General features: G+C 72.7%; 15 protein-coding genes. 7 read left to right on the forward strand and 8 right to left on the reverse strand.

Annotated features, from left to right (window positions below; all coding sequences use genetic code 11):
• A complete protein-coding gene (locus HUT12_RS23785; RefSeq protein ID WP_176094826.1) occupies positions 1-894 on the forward strand; it encodes a serine hydrolase in 894 nt (297 codons plus the stop codon).
• On the opposite strand, the gene HUT12_RS23790 is transcribed toward HUT12_RS23785, so the two are convergent.
• The 3 genes from HUT12_RS23790 to pnuC form a co-directional block, all read right to left on the reverse strand.
• Positions 848-1,642: a tyrosine-protein phosphatase gene (locus HUT12_RS23790; protein WP_176095939.1), complete on the reverse strand. Its 795-nt coding sequence runs from the start codon at positions 1,640-1,642 to the stop codon at positions 848-850. The two genes, HUT12_RS23785 and HUT12_RS23790, sit on opposite strands and share 47 nt — an antisense overlap.
• A gap of 230 nt (positions 1,643-1,872) precedes the next feature.
• Entirely contained in the window at positions 1,873-2,985 is a 1,113-nt protein-coding gene (locus HUT12_RS33250; RefSeq protein ID WP_303393501.1) for an AAA family ATPase, read from the reverse strand.
• Positions 2,982-3,635 carry a nicotinamide riboside transporter PnuC gene (gene pnuC / locus HUT12_RS23800; RefSeq protein ID WP_176094827.1) on the reverse strand — a complete coding sequence of 218 codons (654 nt, stop codon included), beginning with the start codon at positions 3,633-3,635 and terminating at the stop codon, positions 2,982-2,984. The genes HUT12_RS33250 and pnuC overlap by 4 nt, the downstream gene beginning before the upstream one ends.
• Before the next feature lie 102 nt (positions 3,636-3,737).
• On the opposite strand from pnuC, the gene HUT12_RS23805 reads away from it, so the two are divergent.
• The gene (locus HUT12_RS23805; RefSeq protein ID WP_176094828.1) at positions 3,738-4,031 is read left to right on the forward strand and encodes an antibiotic biosynthesis monooxygenase; all 294 of its coding nucleotides are present in this window, start codon (positions 3,738-3,740) and stop codon (positions 4,029-4,031) included.
• Positions 4,032-4,205: 174 nt separating this feature from the next.
• Here the strand turns inward: HUT12_RS23805 and HUT12_RS23810 are convergent, their stop codons facing one another.
• The gene (locus HUT12_RS23810; protein ID WP_131057038.1) at positions 4,206-5,165 is read right to left on the reverse strand and encodes a helix-turn-helix transcriptional regulator; all 960 of its coding nucleotides are present in this window, start codon (positions 5,163-5,165) and stop codon (positions 4,206-4,208) included.
• 112 nt (positions 5,166-5,277) lie between these two features.
• Positions 5,278-7,386 carry an excinuclease ABC subunit UvrB gene (gene uvrB, locus HUT12_RS23815; protein ID WP_176094829.1) on the reverse strand — a complete coding sequence of 703 codons (2,109 nt, stop codon included), beginning with the start codon at positions 7,384-7,386 and terminating at the stop codon, positions 5,278-5,280.
• Positions 7,387-7,714: 328 nt separating this feature from the next.
• Between uvrB and HUT12_RS33255 the strand changes: the two genes are divergently transcribed.
• Positions 7,715-9,430 (forward strand): hypothetical protein, encoded by a 1,716-nt coding sequence (locus HUT12_RS33255; RefSeq protein ID WP_176094830.1) that lies wholly within the window; start codon positions 7,715-7,717, stop codon positions 9,428-9,430.
• A 10-nt stretch (positions 9,431-9,440) separates the two neighbouring features.
• On the opposite strand, the gene coaE is transcribed toward HUT12_RS33255, so the two are convergent.
• Both coaE and rpsA read right to left on the reverse strand, forming a co-directional pair.
• Positions 9,441-10,619 (reverse strand): dephospho-CoA kinase, encoded by a 1,179-nt coding sequence (gene coaE / locus HUT12_RS23825; RefSeq protein WP_176094831.1) that lies wholly within the window; start codon positions 10,617-10,619, stop codon positions 9,441-9,443.
• Between the two features lie 138 nt (positions 10,620-10,757).
• Complete coding sequence (gene rpsA, locus HUT12_RS23830; RefSeq protein ID WP_117227135.1) at positions 10,758-12,245, reverse strand: 30S ribosomal protein S1; 1,488 nt, start codon at positions 12,243-12,245, stop codon at positions 10,758-10,760.
• 328 nt (positions 12,246-12,573) lie between these two features.
• Here rpsA and HUT12_RS23835 point away from each other — a divergent pair, with 328 nt between their 5' ends.
• From HUT12_RS23835 to HUT12_RS23850, 4 genes are all read left to right on the forward strand, one after another.
• Positions 12,574-13,377: a class I SAM-dependent methyltransferase gene (locus HUT12_RS23835; protein WP_176094832.1), complete on the forward strand. Its 804-nt coding sequence runs from the start codon at positions 12,574-12,576 to the stop codon at positions 13,375-13,377.
• A 138-nt stretch (positions 13,378-13,515) separates the two neighbouring features.
• On the forward strand, positions 13,516-13,944 hold the full coding sequence (locus HUT12_RS23840; protein WP_176094833.1) for a DUF3140 domain-containing protein: 429 nt from the start codon (positions 13,516-13,518) through the stop codon (positions 13,942-13,944).
• A 110-nt stretch (positions 13,945-14,054) separates the two neighbouring features.
• A complete protein-coding gene (locus tag HUT12_RS23845) occupies positions 14,055-14,807 on the forward strand; it encodes an SDR family NAD(P)-dependent oxidoreductase (RefSeq protein WP_176094834.1) in 753 nt (250 codons plus the stop codon).
• Between the two features lie 7 nt (positions 14,808-14,814).
• Complete coding sequence (locus tag HUT12_RS23850; RefSeq protein WP_176094835.1) at positions 14,815-15,231, forward strand: MerR family transcriptional regulator; 417 nt, start codon at positions 14,815-14,817, stop codon at positions 15,229-15,231.
• A 20-nt stretch (positions 15,232-15,251) separates the two neighbouring features.
• Here HUT12_RS23850 and polA read toward each other — a convergent pair whose 3' ends face one another.
• A complete protein-coding gene (polA, locus tag HUT12_RS23855; protein WP_176094836.1) occupies positions 15,252-17,951 on the reverse strand; it encodes a DNA polymerase I in 2,700 nt (899 codons plus the stop codon).
• Between the last annotated feature and the right edge of the window lie 94 nt (positions 17,952-18,045).

Here is an 18,045-nt window from a genome sequence, read left to right on the forward strand (position 1 = left end):
ATGTCCGCCGACGACGCGCGGCTGGACCGGGAACCCGGCACGATCTCGGTGTACGCGGGGCGGCTCGACGCCCCGCCCACCTGGACCCGACACGCCGAGGTCACCCACTACGCGGCGAGCACCATGAAACTCGCGGTGCTCGCCGCGCTGCACCGCACCGCCGAGACCGGACGGCTCGACCTGGACACCCCGGTGCCGGTCCGCAACCGGTTCACCTCCGCCCTCCCGGACGCACCTCCGTACTCCTGCGTCCGCGAGTACGACAACGACCAGGAGGTCTGGGACCGGCTCGGACGGCAGGTGCCGCTGCGCTGGCTCGCCGAACGGATGATCGTGCGGTCCAGCAACCTCGCCACCAACCTGCTCCTCGACCACGTCGGCCGACCCGCCGTGGCCGAGGTCTGGGCCGCGGCCGGCGCCCGGCACAGCGTCACCGCCCGGGGCATCGAGGACCTCGCCGCCCGCGACGCCGGCATCACCAACCTGGTCACCGCCGCCGACCTGGCCGCCCTGCTGCGCGCCGTCGCCGTCGGCGCCACCCGCCCCGGGCCGGTCGCCTCACCCGCCGCCTGCGCCGCCATGCGCGACGTGCTCTGCGCCCAACAGGTCCGCCAGGACATCGCCGAGGGCCTACCCGCCGGCACCCGGCTGGCCCACAAGAACGGCTGGGTACGCGGAGTCCGCCACGGCGCGGCAGTGGTCTTCCCCACCGACGCCCCGCCGTACCTGCTGGTCGTCTGCACCACCACCCCGCTGACCGCGCAACAGCCCAGCGGCCCGGCCGACGCACACGCCCGACGCCTGGTCGCCGACATCTCCGCCCGGCTGTGGCGCGACCGCCACCACCTCACTCCAGCAGGTTGGCCCGCAACGCCGCCACCGTCTCACCGGTGACCCCCAGCCCGTCCCGCAGGTACGCGTCGAACGACCCGTGCACCCGCCGCACCTGCGCGTACCCGGCGTCCAGATACTCCGGACGGACCTCCAGCACCGGACGCACCGCCGCGTCGTCAAGCCCGGGATGCCGCCGCCGCATCGCCTCGATCAGCACCTCGCGCAGGCTCTCGGTCAACTCGTTGTTGGCCAGGTAGTCGGCCCGGATCGCGGCCTCGTCCACGCCCAGGGCGTGCAGCAGCACCACGGTCAGCCAACCGGTGCGGTCCTTGCCCGCCGAGCAGTGGTACATCAACGGCAGGTTCGGTGCCTCGGCCGCCAACCGCACCGCCGCGCCGAAACCCGCCCGGGCCGACTCCCCGGTCACGAACCAGCGGTAGATGTCCGCCATCGCCGCCGGTGTCCCCTGCCGCGCCAGGTCCGCGTACCCGTCCAGGTCGTGCCCGAGCAGCACCGCCGAGACGTAGGTGAAGACCGGATGGGCCGGGTCGTGCACCGGCAGGTGCACCACGGTCGGCGCGCCGACCAGCCGGTCCGGCGGGGCCACCGACATCTCCGAGTCGTCCCGCAGATCCACCACGCACACCGGACCGAGCCCGGCCAGCACCGTCAGGTCCTCGTCGGTCAGCCGGCCCAACGCGGGAGTACGGATCAGCCGCCCCGGCCGGACCCGCCGTCCCCGCGCACCGACCAGACCACCCAGATCCCGCGCGTTGGGCGCACCCACGAGCCGCCAGTCCCGTTCCAGGCCCACGTTCCCACCCTCTCCTTCGCCGTGTCGCACCGCGCCTACCAGGGTGCCCGATCCGACGATCACCACCACACGGGCGGTCCCGTCGTCCCGGGCAGGCAGGCGCGGCGTGCCGCCCGGAGTAAAGATGCGGACTGAGGATTGTCGATCGGCGGAAAGTTTCCTATGAGCAGGAGACCGACGTTCTGGTGTGACCCACCGCCCTCCCGCTATGGCATCCTAGGAGGCTAGGTGTCGTGGGTGGCGGGGAGCAGCGGATCGGCCAGGGACCAGCCGGCGGCCAGCAGTGCGTCGCACGCCGCCACCGCCGTGGCCAGCCGCTCGGCGTGCGACCCGGACAGCGTCACCGTCGGCACCCCGCACCCGACCAGCTCGGTGCGGAACCGCCCGGTCATCCAGGCCCGCAGGTGCTCGCCGTCACGCAGCCCGTCGTCGTCGAAGGGCACGCCCTCGTGGTCGGTCAGCAGATACAGCGCCGGACGTCGGGCCGCCGCCCGGACCACCGAGGAGGTCGAGCCCAGATACCGCTCCTCCCAGACGGCGGTCGCCCGGGCGTCCGTGTCGCAGAACAGCAGCGGGCCGCTGACCCGGGCCGCCGCGTCCTCGGCCGCCTGCTGCCCACGGACCACCTCGACGAAGTCGTCCCGGTCCCAGGCCACGTCGAAGACCGTCGCCGAGGGCTCCCGCCGACGCAGGAGCGCCAGCTTGCGGGCGGTCAGCTCGCGGCCGTACTCGGGGACCCACGCCGTGTCGTAGTGGGCGGCCAGCGCCGCCGCCATCGTGGTGGTGCCGCTGGACTCGGCGCCCACCACCACGACCCGGCGGACGAACCAGGCCCGCACCGGCGGGCTCAGCCACCGCCAGTGTGTCACCGGGTCGGCGCGGACCGCCGTACCGGAGACCGGCACCGCCCGCCGGTCCGGGTCCACGCAGACCGCCACCGCGTCGAAGCGACGGGCCAACTCCGCGCCGTACTCCTCGGAGGAGAACACGGCGTCCACCGGCTCGGGCCCGACCGCCTCCCGGAACACCGCGCAGTGCGCGTCCCACACCGCCGGGTCCGCGTAGTCGACCGGATGGTCGTCATACCGCCCCACCACCCGGACCCGGCCGCTGCCCGCGTGCGCCTCCCGCAACCAGGCGACCCGCTCGGCGAGCGGGATCGACTCCCACCGGGACGGCGCGACCACCACGGTCACCGTCGCGCAGCGCGCCGCCGCCGCCTCGATCAGCGCGTGGTGGCCGGCATGCGGCGGATAGAACTTCCCGACCACCATGCCGTGCCGGAACCGGGGGGCGTCCCCGGGCGGGGTGGCCGCCGGGTCGGTCCCGCCGCTCACGCGACCACCGGCGCCGGGCCGGGCGGCACCGGTGCGGCGACCGCACGTCGCCGCAGGTCCGACCGCCACGCCCGCAGACCCACCACGCAGAGACCGAGGAAGATCACGTACAGCACGGCGGTCAGCCAGAGTCCCTTGTACCCGTAGAGCGGGATGTAGATCAGGTCGGCGGCGATCCACAGCCACCAACTCTCCACCAGCTTGCGGGTCTGCCCGTACGTGGCCAGCAGCGACAGCGCCGTGGTGAGCGCGTCGGGCAGCGGCACGGTCGAGTCGGTGGCCCGGTCCAGCAGCAGCCAGATCCCGCCGGTGAGCAGCACCCCCGCCACACCGAGCGCCCACCACTCCCGCCGCCCGGTCCGGGTCACCGTGAGCCGGCTGCGCCGCTCGCCGCCGTACAACCAGTGCCACCACCCGTAGCAGCCGAGAGCCACGTAGACCAGTTGCAGGCTCGCGTCGGCGTACAGACCCGTCGTCCAGAACAACAGTCCGAGCAGCAGCACGTTGGCGATGCCGATCGCCCAGTTGGCGATGTGCTGCCGGGCGATCAGCCAGACGTTCACCACACCGGTGCCGAAGCCCAGCAGCTCCGCCCAGCTGATGCCCGCCCCGGCGACGCTGAACGCCGTGCTGGTGAGCCAGTCGATCACAGGTCCTCCCGGGTCTGTCGCGCGCTCACCCTAGAGCGCCGACCGCCGGTGGAACAGACCCCTGCGCCCACCCCGACCCGCCCGCCGTGCGAGGCTGCTGACATGGTGCTTGAAGTCGCGCTGATCGACGTGATTCCCGGGCAGGAGGACGAGTTCGCCGCCGCGTACCGCACGGCGCACCCGGTCCTCGCCGACACGCCCGGCTGCCGCTCGGTCCGGATGACCCGGGGTGTCGAGTCCCCCACGCGGTTCGTGCTGCTGGTCGAGTGGGACTCGGTCGAGGCGCACGAGGTCAACTTCCGGCAGACCGACCGCTTCGCGCGGTGGCGCGGGCTGATCGGTCCGCACTTCGCCGGTCCGCCGCTCGTCGAGCATTTCGTCGACGTACCCGCCTGAGGACGCCGTCCCGGCCCGGCGCGGGACCGAAAAGTGTCGTACCCCTCGTCTATCGTGCCCGCGACGCGCGGTCGGCGGTCCCGACGGGCTCGGGGGCGCGCCGGGCCCGCCGGCCGCGCGTCCCCACCCGACTAATCGCGTCCGGCGTCCGCGTCCGACCCGGACCGGCGAACGTCAGCCGGCGAGCCGCTCCGCGTCGCGCTCTGCGGCCGGGACCTCCTCGACGGGAGCCCGCACGGCGTCCTCGACGGGGTCGGCGGGCCGGGGGATCTCCGGTCGCTCGGCCTGCCGGGCCAGCACCGCCGCGGTCTCGGTGGCCGGCAGCGCCACCGCCGACAGCCACTCGACCATCCGTTCGTAGCGGGCGATGTCGGCCTCGGCGACCAGCCGCAGGTCGGTGGTGAGCGTCTCCACCATCACCGTGCGCGGATCCGCCGGATCGGGAAAGACGTACCACGAGAAGCCCGCCAACGGATGCACACCGTCGTGGGACGGGACGTCGCCGGGCACCAGCCGGATGGTGACGTGCGGCAGCTCGGTCAGCGCCACCAGGTGCCACAGCTGCTCCCGCCAGACGTCCACCGGCATGCCGCCGAGGGCGCAGACCCGCTCGTCCAGTAGCGCCGTGTAGTGCGGCGGATCGGCCCGGCGCAGCACCTGCTGCCGCAGCCCGCGAGCCCGCACCTCGGCCTCCAGGTCCAGCTCGGGACCGATCAGCGCCGCAGCCGCCAGCCGCAGCCGGGCGTACGCCGGGGTCTGCACCAACCCGGGCAGCACGGCCGGTTGGTACTCGACGATGCCCGCCGCGCCCGCCTCCAGCTCCGCGTACGCGCGTTGCCGCTCCCCCATCTCACCCAGCGCCCGGGACCAGCCGCGACCGGCCGCCGCGTCCCGGGCGATGACGATCAACGCCTCGCGCTGCGGTGGCGGCACCTGGTAGACGTCGAGCAGATCCAGCACGTCGGCCAGGTCCGGCCGACTCTGACCCAGCTCGATGCGGGACAACTTGGACGTGGACGCCCACCCGAGCTGGCCACAGACCTGCTCCAAGGTGAGTGACTCCCCGCGGCGCAGCTGGCGCAACTCCGCGCCGAGCCGAACCCTGCGGATGACAGGACTTGCTGACAACGGCATCCCGGCCTCCCCACCGTCGGAGAGTACGCAGGACAGTCACGCACGGCAATACCTTGCTCGCGCTATGCAACGAACCGATATCGCCACGCGCCACCACACCCGCCCCGGGCCATCACGACACCCCGGCGGCGTCCATTCCCCGCAACTCCTTCTTGAGGTCGGCGACCTCGTCGCGGATCCGGGCGGCCAACTCGAACTGCAACTCGCGCGCGGCGGCCAGCATCTGGTCGTTGAGCTCCTGGATGAGCTGCGCCAACTCGGCCCGCGCCATGCCCTCGCGGGCCGGGGTGGCCGCACCTCCCCGAGCCCGGCTACGGGTCTCCTTGACCGGCGCCTTGCCCCGCGACAACTGGCGCACCGCACCACCGACCCGGGTCGCCTCGGTGTCCTCCGCCTCGCGGTAGATGTCGTCGAGAATGTCGTGGATCTTCTTGCGCAGCGGCTCGGGACTGATCCCGTGCGCCTCGTTGTGCGCGATCTGCTTGGCCCGGCGCCGATCGGTCTCCTCGATCGCGGCCGCCATCGACGGAGTGATCTTGTCGGCGTACATGTGCACCTGGCCGGAGACGTTACGGGCCGCGCGACCGATGGTCTGGATCAACGACCGACCACTGCGCAGGAAGCCCTCCTTGTCCGCGTCCAGGATCGCCACCAACGACACCTCGGGCAGGTCCAGCCCCTCGCGCAGCAGGTTGATGCCGACCAGCACGTCGTAGTCACCCCGACGCAACTCACGCAGCAACTCGACCCGGCGCAACGTGTCCACCTCGGAGTGCAGATACCGCACCCGGATGCCGTTCTCCAGCAGGTAGTCCGACAGGTCCTCGGCCATCTTCTTGGTCAACGTGGTGACCAGGACCCGCTCGTCACGCTCGGTGCGCAGCTTGATCTCGTGCATCAGGTCGTCGATCTGGCCCTTGGTGGGCTTGACCACGACCTCCGGGTCCACCAGGCCGGTCGGGCGGATCACCTGCTCGACGTACTCGCCCTGGGCGTGCTCCAACTCCCACGGCCCCGGGGTGGCCGACAGGAAGACCATCTGGCCGACCCGCTCCAGGAACTCGTCGAAGCGCAGCGGGCGGTTGTCGGCGGCGCTGGGCAGCCGGAACCCGTGGTCGATCAGCATCCGCTTGCGCGAGGCGTCACCCTCGAACATCCCGCCGATCTGCGGGATCGTCACGTGCGACTCGTCGACGACGGTGAGGAAGTCGTCGGGGAAGTAGTCGAGCAGGCAGTGCGGCGGGCTGCCGGGCAACCGCCCGTCGATGTGCATCGAGTAGTTCTCGATGCCGGAGCAGAAGCCGACCTGCCGCATCATCTCGATGTCGTACGTGGTGCGCATCCGCAGCCGCTGCGCCTCCAGCAGCTTGCCCTGCCGATCCAACTCGGCCAGGCGCTCGCCCAACTCGGCCTCGATGTCGCGGACCGCCCGCTCCATCCGCTCCGGCCCGGCCGCGTAGTGCGTCGCCGGGAAGATCAGCAGATGGTCGACCTCGCGCACCACGTCCCCGGTGAGCGGGTTGAGGTAGTAGAGCTTCTCCACCTCGTCGCCGAAGAGCTCGATGCGGACGGCGAGTTCCTCGTACGCCGGAATGATCTCCAACGTGTCGCCCCGGACCCGGAACGTGCCCCGCTGGAAGGCCATGTCGTTGCGGGTGTACTGGATGTCGACCAGTCGGCGCAGCAACTGGTCCCGGTCGAGCTCCTGGCCGACGGCGACCCGCACCGCACGGTCCAGGTATTCCTCCGGGGTGCCCAGGCCGTAGATCGCCGAGACGGTCGCCACCACCACCACGTCGCGCCGGGTGAGCAGCGACATGGTGGCCGAGTGCCGCAGCCGCTCGACCTCCTCGTTGATCGAGGAGTCCTTCTCGATGTACGTGTCGGTCTGCGGGATGTACGCCTCGGGCTGGTAGTAGTCGTAATACGAGACGAAGTACTCCACCGCGTTGTCCGGCAGCAGCTCGCTGAACTCCTTGGCCAGCTGGGCGCAGAGCGTCTTGTTGGGCGCCAGCACCAGCGTGGGCCGTTGCAGCCGCTCGACCAGCCAGGCGGTCGTGGCGCTCTTGCCGGTGCCGGTCGCGCCGAGCAGCACCGTGTGCCGGTCGCCTCGGCGGACGCGTCGCTCCAGGTCGTCGATCGCCGCCGGCTGGTCACCGGCCGGCTGGAAATCACTGACGACCTGGAAACGGCCGTCGAGCCGGGGAATGTCGAGCGCCATGACGTCAACCGTACGCCCGGGGACCGACACTCCGCCGCGACTACGGGCGGCACCTGATCGGCTTCGATATTCGCATTGTGTGGTTCTTCTCACCCGGCTACGCTTTTTCCGTAGGCCGCTCGCGGCGGCCGACCGGGCCGGTGGCGGGCCCCACAGGCCACGCCGCCCCCGGCACCGAAGGCCGCAGCACCCGGCATGCCCGGCGTGCGCGCCCGACGTGGTCGCGCCGAACGCGCAGACCGGCCGCCGCGAGCGCCACCTACACACCAGGACCCGGCCGGCACCGCCACCTCGTCACCCCGACCCGGTCCGGCCCGTTCATCCTCCCGTGACGGACACCTCACGACCGGCCTCCGACGACACCGGCCCCGAGCGACCCGGCGACCCGGCCGACGCCCACCCCCCGCCCGAACGCAGCGATGGCATCCGCGTCCCGCCCGACCGCTCGACGGACGCCCCCGCCGGACGGGGCAACCGCCGCCGCGCCGGTGCCCGCCGGCACCGCGCCGGCCTCACCCCACCGGAGATCCTCGGTCTGTCCGGGACCGACCCGGCCGCCGCAGCACCCCGACCGCGCCCCGGCGTCCGACGGGCGGCCGTGGCGCACGGCATGCTCGACCCGACGGCCGGCAACCCGGCCGAGGACGACGACCTCGCCGGGACGACCCCGGCGGCCGGGCACTCCCGACAGGTCGCCGCCCGGCGTCGCCGCGTCGTTCTGGCCGCGCTCGCCCTGACCGCCGCCGCCTCCGCCGTCACCCTGGTCGCGACCCTGGTGAACTGGGCGCCCGCCGCACCGCCCGCCCGTGAGCTCACGGCCGCCGAGCGGGACCGGTTGGCCGCCATGCGGGTCGTCAACTACCGGGACGTCCGTGCCGGACTGCACCTCACGGTGAGCGGCACCGCCGGCCGCACCGATCTGCTCGGCTGGGTCGACTGGGCCCGCCGGCTGGTCTACCTCGACGTCAGCGGTCCCGGCGCCGGCCCGCTGCGCGGACTGGTCCAGGCCACCCCCACCGTGGCCGTGGTCCGCCCCGACCCGGAGGCCATGTCGACCCCCGCCATGCCGCCGTTGATGCCCCCGGGCGACGACTGGCGGCTCTGCGCCGACCGGAGCCTCGACCCGCTGCTGGGCCTGGTCTTCGACCTGGCCCTCGACCGGCCGGAACCCGCCGACGGACTCTCCGGCCGCTGGCTGCGACACGAGCAGGTCACCGGCGAGACGGTCGACGTGCTGGAGACGTCCCTGCCGCGCCCCGTCGCCACCGGCGGCGCCACCCCGACCGGATCACCCAGCGCCGCACCCCACACCGGCGTCGCCCGGTACTGGCTGGACACGACCGGACGGCTGCACCGGGTCGAGACCACCCTGCCCGGCGTCGGTCAGGTGAATCTCCAGCTGCACCGCGCCGACCGGCCCACGCTGCGCCCGGTCGACGCGCTGGGTGGCCGCCCCGGCCTGCCCCGTGCCCTCACCACCGCCGAACGGCACCGCTGGCAGCGGCTGCCCGCCCGGCTGCGCGCCGCCGGTGGTGCCACCGTCACCCTGGTCGGCCCGGTCGGCACCGACCTCGACCTGCGGGGCTCCGGCTGGTTGAGCTGGACGGCGGGCACCGCGTACCTGGGCGTCACCGCACTCGACGCGACGGACCGCCGCGTCCTGGTTCGGCACGGCCGGCGCACGGTGGCCCGGATCGAGACCCGACCCGGCGCGGACCCGGCGGCACGGCCACCGCTGCCACCTCCGACCACCGGCTGGCGGACCGGCCCGCACCGCACCTCGGCTCTGGACCCGCTGGTGTCCGCCGCGCTGCGGGCCGCCCGGGGCACCGGCCCGCAGGGCAGCACCCGGCGGATCCGTGGCGACAGTCACCGCGGCGTCCCGGTGGACGTCGTCGAGGTCGAGACCGCCCGGGGACCGACCCGCTACTGGGTCGACCGCACCGGGCTGCTGCGCCGACTGGAGACCCGGACCCCGGCCGGGGCCTGGGCACAGCTCGACCTGACCACCGGGCGGACACCCCGGCTGACCCCGCCGACCTGAGAGCGACCGGTCAGGGACGCCACCCGGTCTGAGCGGCCCACTCCTCGGCCCGCAGGTGCTCCTCGTCGAACCACGGGTCCTTCGCCGTGGCGTACGTGCCGCTCTCCGGCGCGGAGGCGGCCAACTCCCGCTTGAGTCCCAGGTACGCGGCCCGCCGGTCCGGATCGGCCCGCAGGTGGTCGCGCATCAGCAGGGCGTACCGCCAGCCCGGTGAGCCGTCCTGGCGGATGTGCAGGTGCACCGGGCGGCCCGGATCGGCGCTGCCGTGCAACCGCTTCTCCCACCGGCCGCCGCCGGTGCGCGCGGTGTCCCACCACTCACCGGGCAGTCGGGGAAACCCGGCGTCGGCGAGCCGGTCGGCCATCGGTCCGTCCGCCTCGGCCAGCGACGACACGCTGAGCTGCACGTCGATGACGTCCTTGGCGGCCAGACCGGGGACCGCCGTCGACCCGATGTGGTCCACCCGCAGGTCGGCGGGGGCGACCGCGTGCCGGATCCGGGCGGCCAGCCGGGCGTACTGCTGTGGCCAGGTCGGGTCGGGCTCGGCCAGGCGCACCCGGTCCAGCCGGACCGGCCGTCGCTGCCGCAGGTTGACCTCGTAGGGCACCAGCCGGTCCTGCCAGAGCGCGTCGACCGTCGCGTGCAACTCGTCGAGGGTGCCGTCGTTGGTGAGCAGCACGTCCGCCGCCGCCGCGCGGCGGGCGTCGTCGGCCTGCGCGGCGATGCGCCGCTCCGCCTCACCCCGGCTCATCCCCCGGTCGCGGGCCAACCGTCGCAGCCGGGTCTCCACCTCCGTGCGCACCACGACCACCAGGTGGTACGTGGCGGCCAGCCCCACCTCCACCAGCAGCGGCACGTCGTTGACCACGACGGCGTCCGGTGGTGCCGCAGCGACCAGTTCCGCCGTCCGGGCCCGCACCCGACCGTGCACGACGGCCTCCAACCGGCGGCGGGCCGTCTCGTCGGCGAAGACCACCTCGCCGAGTGCGGCCCGGTCCAGCGCGCCGTCGGCGTCGAGCACCCGCTCGGAGAAGGCCGCGACGACCTCGGCCAGCCCGTCGGTGCCGGGGGCGACGACCTCACGCGCGATCCGGTCGGCGTCGACGAGTACCGCCCCGCGCTCGACCAGCCGGCGTGCCACCGCGCTCTTGCCCGAGCCGATCCCGCCGGTGAGTCCGATCTTCAACACGGCACCAGTCAACCTGACCAGGGCCGCCGCGCCAAGCCCGCGCGGCCGGCACGGGCGGGCGGGCCGGTCGACGGCGAGGGCCCCGCCTCGACCCGGATCATCCAGGTCGGGGCGGGGCCCGTCGTCGTCAGCAGCGGGTCACTTACCGCCGGCGAGCTTCTCCCGCAGAGCGGCGAGCGCCTCGTCGGTGGCCAGGGTGCCCGCGGGCTCCTCGGCCTGACGGCTGGGTGCCGCGCTGGTCGAGGTGGTGGTGCCGGTCGGGGCGGGCTGCGGGTTGGCAGCGGCCTCGGCCTCGGCGGCCCGAGAGGTCTGCACCTGCTTCTGGTGCGCCTCCCAGCGCTGCCGCGCCTCGGCGTACTGGTTCTCCCAGGTCTCGCGCTGCTTGTCGTACCCCTCGAGCCACTCGCCCGTCTCCGGGTCGAAGCCCTCCGGGTAGATGTAGTTGCCCTCGTTGTCGTACGTGGCAGCCATGCCGTAGAGGGTGGGGTCGAAGTGCTCCTCGCCCTCGACGAAGCCCTCGTTGGCCTGCTTGAGCGACAGCGAGATCCGGCGACGCTCCAGGTCGATGTCGATGACCTTGACCATGACCTCGGAGCCGACCTGCACGACCTGCTCGGGGATCTCCACGTGGCGCTCGGCCAGCTCGGAGATGTGCACCAGACCCTCGATGCCGTCGTCGACGCGGACGAACGCACCGAACGGCACGAGCTTGGTGACCTTACCCGGCACGATCTGCTGGATCGCGTGGGTGCGGGCGAACTGCCGCCACGGGTCCTCCTGGGTCGCCTTCAGCGACAGCGAGACCCGCTCACGGTCCAGGTCGACGTCCAGGACCTCGACCTCGACCTCCTGGCCCACCTCGACCACCTCGGAGGGGTGGTCGATGTGCTTCCAGGACAGCTCGGAGACGTGCACCAGACCGTCCACGCCGCCGAGGTCGACGAACGCGCCGAAGTTGACGATCGAGGAGACGACGCCCTTGCGGACCTGCCCCTTCTGGAGCTTGTTGAGGAACTCGGTGCGCACCTCGGACTGCGTCTGCTCCAGCCAGGCACGGCGGGACAGCACCACGTTGTTGCGGTTCTTGTCCAGCTCGATGATCTTGGCTTCGAGCTCACGGCCGACGTACGGCTGCAGGTCGCGCACACGCCGCATCTCGACCAGGGAGGCGGGCAGGAAGCCGCGCAGCCCGATGTCGAGGATGAGGCCACCCTTGACCACCTCGATGACCGAACCGCGGACGACACCGTCCTCGTCCTTGATCTTCTCGATCGTGCCCCAGGCCCGCTCGTACTGCGCCCGCTTCTTGGAGAGGATCAGCCGACCCTCCTTGTCCTCCTTCTGGAGGACCAGGGCCTCGATGTGGTCACCGACCGAGACGACCTCTGCCGGGTCCACGTCGTGCTTGATCGACAACTCACGAGAGGGGATGACACCCTCGGTCTTGTAGCCGATGTCGAGCAGGACCTCGTCCCGATCGACCTTGACGACGGTGCCTTCGACAATGTCGCCGTCGTTGAAGTACTTGATGGTCTCGTCGATCGCGGCGAGGAAAGCTTCCTCAGAGCCGAGATCGTCGACGGTGACCTTGGTGGCGCTCGAGGGGGCCTCGATGCTGCTCGTCATGTGGGCGGTTGCTCCGGTCGGATGGTGTGTCACAGCAGGCTGGTGTCGCGGTGACCTGTGCGCGCCAACGGATCCGCCGGCGGACCCACCACCCGGAAATCGCTGAACGAGATCGTGATGTGACTCCGTCGACCGCGCACCTGCTCCCTGCCGAGGCACGCGATCCGCGAGCGCATCGTCTACCCTACCCGCTGCATTACCACAGCGTGCAAGCCCTCCCGTCTCCTCATCACCTCACCACCCGCGAAAGCGGAGATTTCGGCCAGCCGACACCACGACACCCCGGCCCACCGCCGCCCCACCCCCTCCCGACGCCTAGCGTGAGCGGGTGAACGACGACAACCGGGTGACCCGGCGCCGGGTCGGCGACGCCGAGATCCGCCGCGCCAACCGCCACTGGTGGGACACCGACGCCGACGCCTACCAGGCCGAGCACGGGGCCTTCCTGGGTGACGTGGACTTCGTCTGGTGCCCGGAGGGGCTGCGCGAGGCCGACGCCCGGCTGCTCGGCGAGGTGGCCGGACGCCGGGTGCTGGAGGTCGGCTGCGGCGCGGCGTCCTGCGCCCGCTGGCTGGCCACCCAGGGCGCCCACCCGGTCGCGGTGGACCTGTCCGCCGGCATGCTGCGCCACGCCGCGCGCGCCGCCGACCGCAGCGGGGTACGCGTACCACTGGCCCAGGCCGACGCGCTGGCGCTGCCGTTCGCCGACGGCAGCTTCGACGTCGCCTGCACGGCGTTCGGCGCGGTGCCGTTCGTCGACGACTCGGCCGCCCTGATGCGCGAGGTGCACCGGATCCTGCGCCCCGGCGGACGCTGGGTCTTCTCGGTCACCCACCCGATGCGCTGGATCTTCCTCGACGACCCCGGCGAGGGCGGACTGACCGCCGTGCACTCCTACTTCGACCGGCAGCCGTACGTGGAGCAGGACGACACCGGCGTGGCCACCTACGTCGAGCAGCACCGCACCCTCGGCGACCGGATCCGTGAACTGGTCGGTGCCGGGTTCCGCCTGGTGGACCTGGTGGAGCCGGAGTGGCCGGAGGGACACGAGGGGCTCTGGGGGCAGTGGAGCCCGCTGCGCGGCCGGCTCTTCCCCGGCACCGCCGTCTTCGTCACCGAGAGACACGACTGAGATCGCGGAACGCGGGACCCGGTCCACGGGAGTGGACGGCCACCCCCGTCGTTTCCGTGCCGCACCCCCGGGTAACCCGCGCCGTGACCGAGACCGACTCGGGCCAGGACGTCGCCCACCACCCGGAGGTGTTGCGCCGTGAGCGGGACCGACGACCAGCAGACCTACCGTGAGTTCACCGACGCGGTGAACATGAAGCCCGGTGAGCTCCAGCAGTGGCTGGAGACGCCGGAGTCCAAGCACGTCGGTTGGCAGAAGAAGGGCACCGAGGGCGGCGAGTCGGTCGGCCACGAGTCCGGCCGCAAGATCGTCGACCTGCTCCGTCGCAAGCGGGACCAGCTCAGCGCCGCCGACTACAAGCACATGCGCAAGGTCGTCGGCTACGTCCGTCGCCACATGGCGCAGCGACCCAGCGGCGACGTCCGCGACACACGGTGGCGGTACTCGCTGATGAACTGGGGCCACGACCCGGTCAAGGCGCCGCTGCCCCCGCCCGGCGGCCCGTTCCGCAAGGCACTGGAACGGCACGGCAGCCCACCGAAGAACCGGCGCGGCCCGGCACGCTGACGTCGGCGAGTCCCGACACGCTCACCCCGGCCCGCCGCCCTCGGGCGACCTGATCCGGCGGAGGCATGGCTTGACCCTGCCGCTGACGGCAGGGTCGGACGATCGGCGCCATGATCGACCACACGCCACGCCGAGTCGTCGTCGTCACCGGCGCCGGCACCGGAATCGGCCGGGCCACCGCCCGGGCGTTCAGCTCCGCCCGGGCCCATGTCATCGCGGTGGGTCGCCGCACCGCGCCGCTGACCGAGACCGCGACCGACCATCCCCTGATCACGCCGCTGGCCGTCGACGTCACCGCGGCCGACGCGCCCGACCGGGTGGTCCGCGCCGCTCTCGACCGCCACGGTCGGCTGGACGTCCTGGTCAACAACGCCGGTATCGCCGGCGGCGGGGACCTGGCCGACCTCGACGAGACGGCGGCCCGCCGGCAACTGGAGACCAACCTGCTCGCCCCGGTCCGGCTCGCCCACGCCGCCGTCCCGGCGCTGACCGACGCCCAGGGCGTGATCGTCAACGTCACCACGGCGGTCGGGCAGCGGGCCTGGCCGGGCTCCGCGCTCTACGCCGCCGGCAAGACCGCCCTCGACTCGCTGACCCGCAGCTGGGCGGTGGAACTCGCACCGCGCGGCGTCCGCGTAGTGGCGGTCGCGCCCGGCGCGATCGACACCCCGATCGGTACGCACCAGGGCCTCGACCCGCAGCAGCGGGACGCGGTACGCGCCTGGCAGCTCGCACACACCCCGCTGGGCCGGATCGGTGACCCCGAAGAGGTAGCGTGGGCGATCCTGCGGCTCTGCGAACCGGCCGCGGCCTTCGTCACCGGAGTGGTGCTGCCGGTCGACGGCGGAGCGGTCGTCGCGTGAGAGGACGGTGCCCGGATTGCGGATCGGGGAACTGGCCCGGGCCACCGGCAGCACGCCCCGGGCGCTGCGCCACTACGAGGAACACGGCCTGATCGACTCCCACCGGGCCGCCAACGGCTACCGTGAGTACGACGACCGGGCCGTCGTCCGGGTCCGCAACATCCGTCACCTGCTGGCCGGCGGGCTGACCCTGACCGACGTCCGGGCGTTCCTGCCCTGCCTCGACGGGGACGTGGCCACGGCGGCACCCTCCCCCGCCGGGCTGCGGATCGCCCGGGACCGCCTGGCCGTGCTGGACGCCCGCATCGCCGCCCAGGTGGCGCTCCGCGACCGGCTCGCCGCCGCACTGCGCGCCGCCGCACCGCCCATCGGCCACGACACCGCGACGCCGGCCGCCGCTCCGAAGGCCGCGCTCACCACCTGAGCGCCGGGCCGCCGCACGGGTCAGTGGTCGGCGCTGTTCCAGTCCCGGCCCTCGCCGACCGACACCTCCAACGGCACGGAGAGCGGATAGGCCGCACCCATCTCGCGGCGTACCAGCTCCTCCACCGCCGTCCGCTCCCCCGGCGCCACCTCGAAGACCAGCTCGTCGTGCACCTGCAACAGCATCCGGGACCCCAGGCCGGCCTCCCGCAACGCGGTGTCGACGTGCAGCATGGCGACCTTGATGATGTCCGCCGCCGAACCCTGGATCGGCGCGTTGAGGGCCATCCGCTCGGCCATCTCCCGCCGCTGCCGGTTGTCGCTGACCAGGTCCGGCAGGTAGCGACGGCGTCCCAGGATGGTGGAGGTGTAGCCGTCCTGGCGGGCCCGCGCCACCACCTCCTGCAGGTAGTCGCGGACACCGCCGAACCCGGCGAAGTAGTCCTCCATCAGGCCCCGGGCCTCCTCGGCGGTGATGCCGAGCTGCTGGGACAGGCCGAACGCGCTCAACCCGTACGCCAGGCCGTAGTTCATCGCCTTGATCTTGCGCCGCTGGTCAGGCGTGACCTCGGTGACCGGCACCCCGAAGACCGACGAGGCGGTGGCGGCGTGGAAGTCGGCCCCGGAGTTGAACGCCTCGATCAACGCGTCGTCCGTCGACAGGTGCGCCATGATCCGCATCTCGATCTGGCTGTAGTCGGCGGTGAGCAGGCATTCGTACCCCTCGCCCACCACGAACGCGCGACGGATCCGGCGCCCCTCCTCGGTGCGGATCGGGATGTTCTGCAGGTTCGGCTCGGTGGAGGAGAGCCGGCCGGTGGCGGCCACGGTCTGGTTGAAGGTGGTGTGAATCCGCCCGTCGTCGGAGACCGACTTGAGCAGACCGTCCACGGTCGACTTGAGCTTGGCCACGTCCCGGTGCCGCAGCAGGTGGTGCAGCAACGGGTGCTCGGTCTGCGCGTAGAGCCACTGCAGGGCGTCGGCGTCCGTGGTGTACCCGGTCTTGATCTTCTTGGTCTTGGGCAGGTTCAGTTCACCGAAGAGGATCTCCTGAAGCTGCTTGGGCGAACCCAGGTTGAACTCCCGGTCGACCACCGCGTACGCGCCCTGGGCGGCGGCCTTCACCTCGGCGGCGAAGTGCGCCTCCAACTCCGAGAGGTAGCCGGTGTCGGCGGCGATCCCGGTGCGCTCCATGGCGGCCAGCACCCGCATCAGCGGCAGTTCCACCCCGGCCATCAGCCGCGCCGACTGCTCCCCGTCGCGGGACAGCTCGGCGTCGATCGCCTCGGCCAGGTCGAGCGTCGCCCGGGCGTGCACCATCAGGTTCTGCTCGGCCTCGCTGTCACCGCCCAACCCGTCCAGCGTGAGCTGGCCGTCGTCCGGCTCGTCGACCCGCAGCTCCCGGTGCAGGTAGCGCAGTGCCAGATCGGTCAGGTCGTACGACCGCTGGTCCGGACGGGCCAGGTAGGCCGCGATCTGGGTGTCCCGGGCGATGCCGGCCAGGGACCAGCCGTGCGCGCCGAAGGCCAGCACGGCCGGCTTGCTGTCGTGCAGCACCTTGGGCCGGTTCTCGTCGGCCAGCCAACCCGCCAGGGCCGTCTCGTCGTCCTGCCCCAGCGTGCTCGGGTCGAACCAGGCCGCCGCGCCGTCGCCGGTGGCCAGCGCCATGCCGGTGACCACGGCGGTGTGCCGGCGGTTGGGGCCGGTGTCCAGCTTCGCCGCGACGCCGACGGGCGTGCCGGGCGTCGCGTGCGTCTCCAGCCACCCGGCCAGCGCTCCGGGCGCGGCCAGCACCTCGCCGGTCAGGTCGAAGCCCGCCTCGGCCTCCGGCTCCACGGCGTCGAGGTACTGGTAGAGGCGGTCCCGCAGGATGCGGAACTGGAGGGTGTCGAAGACCTGGTGCACCGCCTCGCGGTCCCACCCCGACCAGCGGGCGTCCTCCGGCCGCACCGGCAGGTCGAGGTCGGTGACCAGACAGTTGATCTCGTAGTTGCGGATCACGTCGGCCAGCCGCTCGCGCAGACTGTCACCGGCCTTGCCCTTGATCTCGTCGGCGCGGGCGATCACACCCTCCACCCCGCCGTACGTGTTGATCCACTTCGCGGCGGTCTTCGGGCCGACGCCCGGGACACCGGGCAGGTTGTCGCTGGTCTCGCCGACCAGCGCGGCCAGGTCGCGGTAACGCTGCGGGCCGACACCGTACTTGGCCTCGATCGCGGCCGGGTCCATCCGCGCCAGGTCGGAGACGCCCTTGCGCGGATAGAGCACGGTGACCTGGTCGCCGACGAGCTGGAAGGCGTCCCGGTCACCGGTGCTGATCAGCACCGGCATGCCCTGGTCGCGGGCCTGACAGGCGAGCGTGGCGATGACGTCGTCCGCCTCGTAGCCCTCCTTCTCCACCACCGGCACCCGCAACGCCGCCAGGACCTCCTTGACCAGGCTGACCTGGCCCTTGAAGTCGCTCGGCGTCTCGCTGCGGCCGGCCTTGTACTCCGCGTACCTCTCGGTGCGGAAGGAGCGGCGGGACACGTCGAAGGCGACCACGATGTGCGTCGGCCGCTCGTCGCGCAGCACGTTGATCAGCATGGAGGTGAAGCCGTAGACGGCGTTGGTCGGCTGCCCGGTCGTGGTGGAGAAGTTCTCCACCGGCAGGGCGAAGAACGCCCGGTATGCCAGGGAGTGTCCGTCGACGAGGAGCAGGCGCGGCGTCGTAGCTGTCACGGCAGCGACTCTAGCCCGTGCCCCCGACACCCCCGGCGCGGCGGCACCGGCGGCCACCCGGGAACGTCGACGGCCGCCCGCCCCCGGACGCGGG

The sequence above is a fragment of the Verrucosispora sp. NA02020 genome (assembly GCF_013364215.1).
Classification (GTDB): Bacteria; Actinomycetota; Actinomycetes; order Mycobacteriales; family Micromonosporaceae; genus Micromonospora.

Coding starts and splice junctions, on each gene's coding strand:
- rpsA (WP_117227135.1), bottom strand. CDS start 12,245: ATGACGAGCAGCATCGAGGCCCCCTCGAGCGCCACCAAGGTCACCGTC.
- HUT12_RS23785 (WP_176094826.1), top strand. CDS start 1: ATGTCCGCCGACGACGCGCGGCTGGACCGGGAACCCGGCACGATCTCG.
- HUT12_RS23810 (WP_131057038.1), bottom strand. CDS start 5,165: ATGCCGTTGTCAGCAAGTCCTGTCATCCGCAGGGTTCGGCTCGGCGCG.
- HUT12_RS23845 (WP_176094834.1), top strand. CDS start 14,055: ATGATCGACCACACGCCACGCCGAGTCGTCGTCGTCACCGGCGCCGGC.
- uvrB (WP_176094829.1), bottom strand. CDS start 7,386: ATGGCGCTCGACATTCCCCGGCTCGACGGCCGTTTCCAGGTCGTCAGT.
- HUT12_RS23805 (WP_176094828.1), top strand. CDS start 3,738: ATGGTGCTTGAAGTCGCGCTGATCGACGTGATTCCCGGGCAGGAGGAC.